This window comes from Peribacillus sp. NPDC097198 (assembly GCF_044762055.1).
Taxonomy (GTDB): Bacteria; Bacillota; Bacilli; order Bacillales; family DSM-1321; genus Peribacillus.
In genome coordinates this window covers 306,118-313,116 of sequence record NZ_JBIWDO010000006.1, presented here as the reverse complement: position 1 = coordinate 313,116, position 6,999 = coordinate 306,118, and the positions used below count along the sequence as shown (strand labels likewise).

The window sequence follows — 6,999 nt, the reverse complement described above, 5'->3', positions numbered from 1 at the left end:
TTGGCGAACCAATCAGGGGCCCTTTAGGGCCTGGTCAGTAATAAAGGCTTTCAGCCGCAGAGAAAACCACCCGTTATCACGGGTGGTCGTTATTTCTTTTGCGTTTTTTCACTTGAAAAAGGGACTTTTGAAAAGGCTACTTGTTTGGTATGTTTTAAGAGTTCTATCCGATATTCATTATTTTAAGAAAGCATTTAATTCACTTTGCCCATTGCTCTATAAAGGCTGACAATCGCTAAACGAGTTAATTGTAAGGCCATGTAATGAGGGCTGTAAATCATGTTTTTTTCCACCCATACCTTTGTGATTCCTATGATGGATGAACTACTATAATCAAGCAATATATCTAAGGGGACCAATAATCTTTGTTCCTTACTCATGTTTGAAATGCGAAGGTAAAGGTTCTCCCTAATCACTTTATATAGGTTTTGAAGAAATTCTTCGGATTTTATTTTAGTGAACATGGTGTGGTAGAACTTTTGATTTATAGCTATATTTTCAAAGAAAGACTCATAGTAGGGATCAGCCATTTCAAGGTTAGATTGGTCATTTCCATGATTATCCATTGAATTCACCAAGGATTCTTTTAATTCTGATAATTTTTCTTGGACCGTTTTATCTAGCCAATCATATTTGTCTTGATAATGTGCATAAAACGTAGAACGGCTGATATTGGCTTGATTGGTGATGTCCTTGACAGATATTCGTGAAAATTCCTTTTCGGATAGTAGAGAAATAACGGTTTCATAGATGACTTCACGAGTCCGGATGATTCGACGATCTGTAATCGGTTGATGGCTTTCCATTTTTTCCTCCTAAAGATTGAAAGTAGAACGTAAAGTGATTATCGTTTGTTGACGCCTCTATGCTTTTATTGTATCAATGTTGTATTAATATAATAGACCATCAATTCATATATAATCAATAGGAATTGTTATATTTGTGATTGGAGCAGGGACCAGAACGGATGGAACATGAAAAATACAATATAAATCATAATGTGGTTTTACTTTACTCAATCGAACATTTCGTTGTTCACTGTCCTCTAAACGTCAAAAACGCCTTAATTGTTTGTTGCAACGGAGTGGAGTCTTGCTATAATAAATATCAAATTCCGATTTTATTCATGTGATTTATGGGTGTATGTTAGAACTTGTCTAATTTTATATGTCGACTGGACTACCAGAGACTTTTATGTAAGCTTGAATCCCCTGATTTTAAGCAAACAATAAAGGTGTCTGGTTTTTTGTATGCTTACGGTTTGATTGAATTTGGATGAAAAGAGGTTCGTAAGTGCTGAGCAGAGGAGATCGCTTTATTCAAAGCTTGAATGATGAACGTAGCGTATTACTTGAAGGGGAAAAGTTAACCGATTTGGCCGGGCATCCCGCGTTTAAAGGAACGCTCGAAACCATTACACATCTCTTTAATATGCTCGATGATCCCAAAGAAAGAGACAACGTTGGGTTTAAATTGCCTGATAGAGAGTCATATGCACATAGTTCATTTTTAGTCCCCTATACACAAGAAGATTTACAAAAGCGTAGCCGGGCCTTTCATTATTGGTCTAAAGAGACTCATGGCATGATGAGCAGGTTGTCTGATTATGCACGATCCATGATTACGGGATGGTATGCGGCCAGGAAGCAATTGGGTGTTCTTGATCCCCATTTTGAATCGAAGATCACAGCTTACTATACAGAGGCAAGGGATCATGATTTGTTCTTAACAACTGCCATTGTCGATCCGCAAATTGATCGCTCGAGTGGTCTGGAGGATGTCAGAGTGGCAGACAGGTTTCTCCATATTGTTAGAGAAACAAGTGATGGAATGATTGTGCGCGGTGCAAAAATGATTGCGACGGGTGCTCCCTATGCCCATGATTTTATCATCTCGTCCTTTCTGAAATTCAAACCGGAACAGACCAAACACGCACATGTTCTGATTGTTCCAGCAAACTCCAAGGGTCTTCATATTGTTTGTCGCGAATCCTTTGCTGATCTGAGGAAAAGCGACCATATTTTAAGTGCTAGATATGACGAAATGGACTCCGTGCTATTTTTCGATGATGTCTTCATTCCTTGGGAAAGGGTCTTGCTTCATGGCAATTCAGAGAATGTATTAGCACTTCGAGCCAACGAAACGGCTAATTCCCTTGCTTTTCATCAGAATATTGTTCGGTACGTGGCAAAGCTGGAATTCGTGACGGGGGTGGCCTTTGCGGTAGCGGAGGCAATAGGTGTGAATGAATATTTGCATGTGCAGGAAAAACTTGGTGAGCTGCTTACCCAGATTGATACCATGAAAGCACTCGTGATTGCCTCAGAAGTTCAAGCTAAGCCGGATGAGGCGGGAGTGCTAGTACCAAACCTATCCTATATCCATACAGCTCGAAACATCGGAACCCGTTTTTACCCGAGGGCCATCGAGATTTTACAACAAATAGGCGGTGGGGGATTTGTTCAGGTTCCCTCCAGGTTCGAAGATTTCTTTGGAGTGATTTCAAACCACATGCAACACTACTTTGAAGGAAAGACGGTCAGTGCGGAGAAAAAAGTACAGTTATTTAAACTGGCCTGGGATTTAATTGGGAGTCCTTTAGGGTCCCGGCATGAACTGTATGAACGATTCTATGCGGGAGATCCCGTTCGTGCTTTTGCCAGTCAGTATAGTGAAGCAGACCACGCTTCCTTCACGGAGCCGATTTGGCGGTTATTATGGGAAACAAGTAAGTAGGGGGAAGTAAGCTAAAGAGATTGAACCCGTCCATCATAGTCTTGCTAGTAAACGTTCTAAACCAACAATGATTAAGGAGCATTCAGTATGAATGATGAGAAATTAAGCATATTCGAACTTTCTGAACATCCCCTACAAAAGAGAAATCTGGAAAAAAGCGAGTATCTTAACCTACCGGATATCGAGTTTTTTCTATTGTGTCAGCAGCAATATAGGGTGAATAAAGGGGTGTATAACACGATAGATAAATGGTTTCATCATGATGGAATCGTTAATATTATTCACCGTCGAATCTATCTTCTAGCCTTTTTGGACTTTGTATCAGAAGAGAATGCGAAAGATGACCGCCATAAATATATACGATTCGGGAATGGCGGATTAACTAAAAAGCTCAACGAATTTATGAAGGAAACGGAAACCAATAAATATATGATTTAAATCTGGTCCATTTGAAGGAGGATCCTCATTCATGAATATAGCTGAAAAAGGAACAGAACTGGATTATCTTAAAATCGCCCAATCATTAGCAAATGAATTCGCAAAAACTGCCGTTCAACGAGATAAACAAGGTGGAACGGCAAAAGTGGAACGTGATTTACTTCGCAAAAGTGGATTACTCTCTCTTAACGTTCCCAAGCATTTGGGGGGACATGGTGAGAACTGGGAAACCATTTTTCGAATAACCCGTGAACTGGCTAAAGTCGATGGCTCGATGGCTCATTTATTCGGTTACCACTTTTTGTGCCTGACGTCGGTTCATTTATACGGAACTGAACAGCAGAAGGAAAAGCTTTATAGAGAAACAGCCGAACATGATTGGTTCTGGGGCAATGCCTTTAATCCACGTGACGAGGGGTTAGTAGTAAGACAAGAAGGGAATTCATTGCGATTGAATGGAAAGAAATCCTTTTGTTCCGGTGCCACAGACTCGGACCGACTGCTTATCTCAGCCAAAAGCCCGGAACATGAACGGCCTGTTATTGCCGTTATTCCGACTAAACGAACAGGCATAGTTGTCGGGGGCGATTGGGATAGCTTCGGTCAACGTCAAACAGATAGCGGAACCGTTATGTTCAATGATGTGCGGTTAGAAAAAGAGGAAGTACTGAGTTTTTACGAACACCATCAGGATGGCTTCTTTCCCACTTTACGAACACATATTGCTCAGACGATTTTAGTTCAGGTTCTCCTTGGTGTGACGGAAGGAGCGTTTGAAGAAGCCAAAAAGTACACCAGAAGCGTTTCTCGCCCTTGGTTGACTTCCGGTGTTGAGCAAGCAACTCTTGACCCCTATACCATTCGTCACTATGGGGACTTCTTCATACAGATAAAAGCTTCTGAAGCATTGGCTCAAAATGCGGTAGTGGCATTACAAGAAGCGTGGGACAATGAGTGGTCACTAACAGAACAGGAGCGAGGTGAATGTGGGATCATGATTGCAACGGCTAAGGCTTCCGTTGCAAAAACGGCATTAGAGGTGACAAGTCGCATGTTTGAGGTCATGGGAGCAAGGGCCACTTCAGCACAGTATGGATTTGACCGATTTTGGCGTAATGTAAGGACGCACACCTTGCATGATCCGATTGAATACAAAGTTCGGGATCTCGGAAACTGGGCTTTAAATGGTCAGGTACCTGAGATTACCCCCTATTCTTAAATAGTATGTAACAACTGCTTTTTAAAGAATTTACTGAAGCGTCTACCAAAAGAAGAAACAGTAAAACCAGTTAAATAAAACTTGATTTTAGAGAAAGAGGTTGATTAATAAATGGAAATCTTTTGGTTTATCCCTACAAACGGTGACTTTCGTCAATTAAATAATAGTGAAGGCGCTCGTCCTGCCACATATAACTATTGTAAGCAAATTGCAGAAGCGGTTGATGATCTAGGCTATACAGGGGTGTTAATTCCAACAGGAAAAACATGCGAAGAAGGATTCATTGTGGCGTCTACACTTGTACCTGTAACAAAAAATCTAAAATACCTTGTAGCTGTACGCCCAGGTTTAATGTCACCAAGCTTTGCCGCACGTATGTCTGCCACATTAGATCGGTTTTCTGATGGTCGGTTGTTAATTAATGTGGTAGCGGGGGGCGATCCTGTAGAAATGGCAGGAGAAGGTGTCTTTTTAGATCATGATGAACGGTATGAGCTAACTGATGAGTTTTTAACCATTTGGCGACAATTACTTGCAGAAGAAGAAGAGGTAGGCTTCAAAGGTGACCATTTACGAATTGAAGGGGGACAATTACCATACCCTACGGTGCAAAAACCATATCCGCCCCTTTATTTTGGAGGATCTTCGCCCGTTGCCATGGATGTGGCAGCAGAACATGTTGATGTCTATTTAACATGGGGAGAGCCACCAGCTCAAGTGGAGAAAAAAATCAATAAAATGCGTGAACTTGCAGCTAAGCAAGGAAGAACATTGAAATTCGGAATAAGACTTCATGTGATTGTTCGTCCAACAGAAGAGGAAGCATGGGAAGCTGCGAATAAGCTTATTGAACACGTGGATGACGAAACCATTGCACAAGCACAAAAAGTATTTAAGCGGATGGATTCGGAAGGTCAACGTTTGATGACGAGCCTACATGAAGGAGACCGAGACCGATTAGAAGTAAGCCCTAATCTATGGGCAGGAGTGGGATTAGTGCGAACAGGTGCCGGCACGGCTCTTGTAGGAGATCCGGATACGGTAGCGGCGCGTATGAAGGAATATGCTGATTTAGGCATCGAAACCTTTATTTTATCAGGCTACCCGCATTTAGAAGAAGCCTATACCGTATCGGAATTATTATTCCCTAGGTTGCCAATTGAAAGGAAGGATACTTCTAATCAAAAAACATTCCTTAGTCCATTCGGCGGTGACATCAAGCCGGCTGCTGTTAAATAACTATTCTTTGGAAGAAAGAATCTCCATTGATGTTCTTACTAGGTTCATAACATTTACACTACATCACTTTTTAATAGTGCCCACTGGACGACCAGAGGCTCGTATCGATTCCTTTCCTTTGGGATGTTGATAGGGCCTTTTGATTTCTGAATATAAAGGAGGAAAAAGGATGAGTTTACAATTTGCTTATTGGGCTCCAAATGTTAGCGGGGGCTTAGTCGTTTCTCAGATCCCACAAAAAACAGGTTGGTCTTTTGAAGATAATAAACGCTACGCTCAAATGGCTGAAGAAATTGGTTTTGATTATGTGCTATTGCAAACAAGGTTTTTCGCAAGTTACGGGGCTGAGAACCAATTAGAAGCAGCTACTCTTGCTTCAGCTCTTGCCGCTGTGACGAACAAACTGAACATCATAACGGCTGTGTTGCCTGGTTTATGGCACCCAGGTGTAATGGCAAAAATCATCTCGACGATTGACCATATTAGTAACGGGCGTGTGTCTGTCAATATCGTCAGCGGCTGGTTTAAAGGGGAATTCCATGGCTATGGAGAACCATGGTTGGATCATGACGAACGGTATCGTCGTTCTGAAGAATTTATCGAGGTTCTCAAGGAAATGTGGACACAAGAAAAGGCTAATTATCGAGGCGACTTTTACCGATTGAACGACACGCCCTTAAAACCAAAACCTATTAACCCTCCGAAAATCTTTCAAGGAGGAAATTCTCGAGCTGCCAAAGAAATGGCCGGACGCGTATCGGATGTCTATTTCATGAATGGCGGAACCCTTGAAAAAATAAAAGAACAAATTGAGGAAGTAAAGGCGCTAAGAAAGGCGAATGGTGAAGGCGACATCCAGTTTGGCGTGAATGGTTTTGTCATTGTCCGCGATACAGAAGAAGAGGCAAAACAAGTGTTGCGGGATATTGTCGAAAATGCGGATCGAGAAGCGGTGGAAGGGTTTAGAAAATCAGTCAAAACCGCAGGGGCAGCTTCTCCCGATGGAAAAGGAATGTGGGCTGAATCCACCTTTGAAGACATTGTCCAATATAATGACGGATTTAAGACAGGACTAATCGGAACAGCTGAACAAGTAGCGGACCGGATTATGGAACTGAAAAAAATCGGTGTGGATATCGTGCTGACAGGATTTCTTCACTATGAAGAAGACTTGAGAGCCTTCGGTGAAAAGGTCATCCCTATGGTCAGAGAAAAAGAATTGGTATTTGCCTGAGAATAGCAAACTTCCACGGGCTAGACTATTCTGCTCTTTTATAAATTAAGTCGAGTGGTCGAATTAGTGCCTGGCGTGGTTGAATAATCAGCTTGCATGGTTGAATTAATCCGATTCGTGGTCGAATGATAAA

The 6,999-nt window shown here is 41.8% G+C and carries 6 protein-coding genes; 5 read left to right on the top strand and 1 reads right to left on the bottom strand.

Features of this window, described 5'->3' with window-relative positions:
• Positions 1-194: 194 nt before the first annotated feature.
• The gene (locus ACIQXQ_RS13455) at positions 195-806 is read right to left on the bottom strand and encodes a TetR/AcrR family transcriptional regulator (protein WP_402958063.1); all 612 of its coding nucleotides are present in this window, start codon (positions 804-806) and stop codon (positions 195-197) included.
• Between the two features lie 487 nt (positions 807-1,293).
• Between ACIQXQ_RS13455 and ACIQXQ_RS13450 the strand changes: the two genes are divergently transcribed.
• The 5 genes from ACIQXQ_RS13450 (at position 1,294) to sfnG (ending at position 6,866) form a co-directional block, all read left to right on the top strand.
• Positions 1,294-2,736, top strand: a complete 1,443-nt coding sequence (locus ACIQXQ_RS13450; RefSeq protein ID WP_402958061.1) for a 4-hydroxyphenylacetate 3-hydroxylase family protein — start codon at positions 1,294-1,296, stop codon at positions 2,734-2,736.
• A gap of 87 nt (positions 2,737-2,823) precedes the next feature.
• On the top strand, positions 2,824-3,174 hold the full coding sequence (locus ACIQXQ_RS13445) for a hypothetical protein (protein ID WP_402958059.1): 351 nt from the start codon (positions 2,824-2,826) through the stop codon (positions 3,172-3,174).
• 31 nt (positions 3,175-3,205) lie between these two features.
• Entirely contained in the window at positions 3,206-4,393 is a 1,188-nt protein-coding gene (locus ACIQXQ_RS13440) for an acyl-CoA dehydrogenase family protein (protein WP_402958057.1), read from the top strand.
• Positions 4,394-4,504: 111 nt separating this feature from the next.
• The gene (gene ssuD, locus ACIQXQ_RS13435; protein WP_402958055.1) at positions 4,505-5,632 is read left to right on the top strand and encodes an FMNH2-dependent alkanesulfonate monooxygenase; all 1,128 of its coding nucleotides are present in this window, start codon (positions 4,505-4,507) and stop codon (positions 5,630-5,632) included.
• A gap of 169 nt (positions 5,633-5,801) precedes the next feature.
• Positions 5,802-6,866, top strand: coding sequence for a dimethylsulfone monooxygenase SfnG (sfnG, locus tag ACIQXQ_RS13430; RefSeq protein ID WP_402958052.1), 1,065 nt, complete (start codon positions 5,802-5,804; stop codon positions 6,864-6,866).
• Positions 6,867-6,999 lie beyond the last annotated feature (133 nt).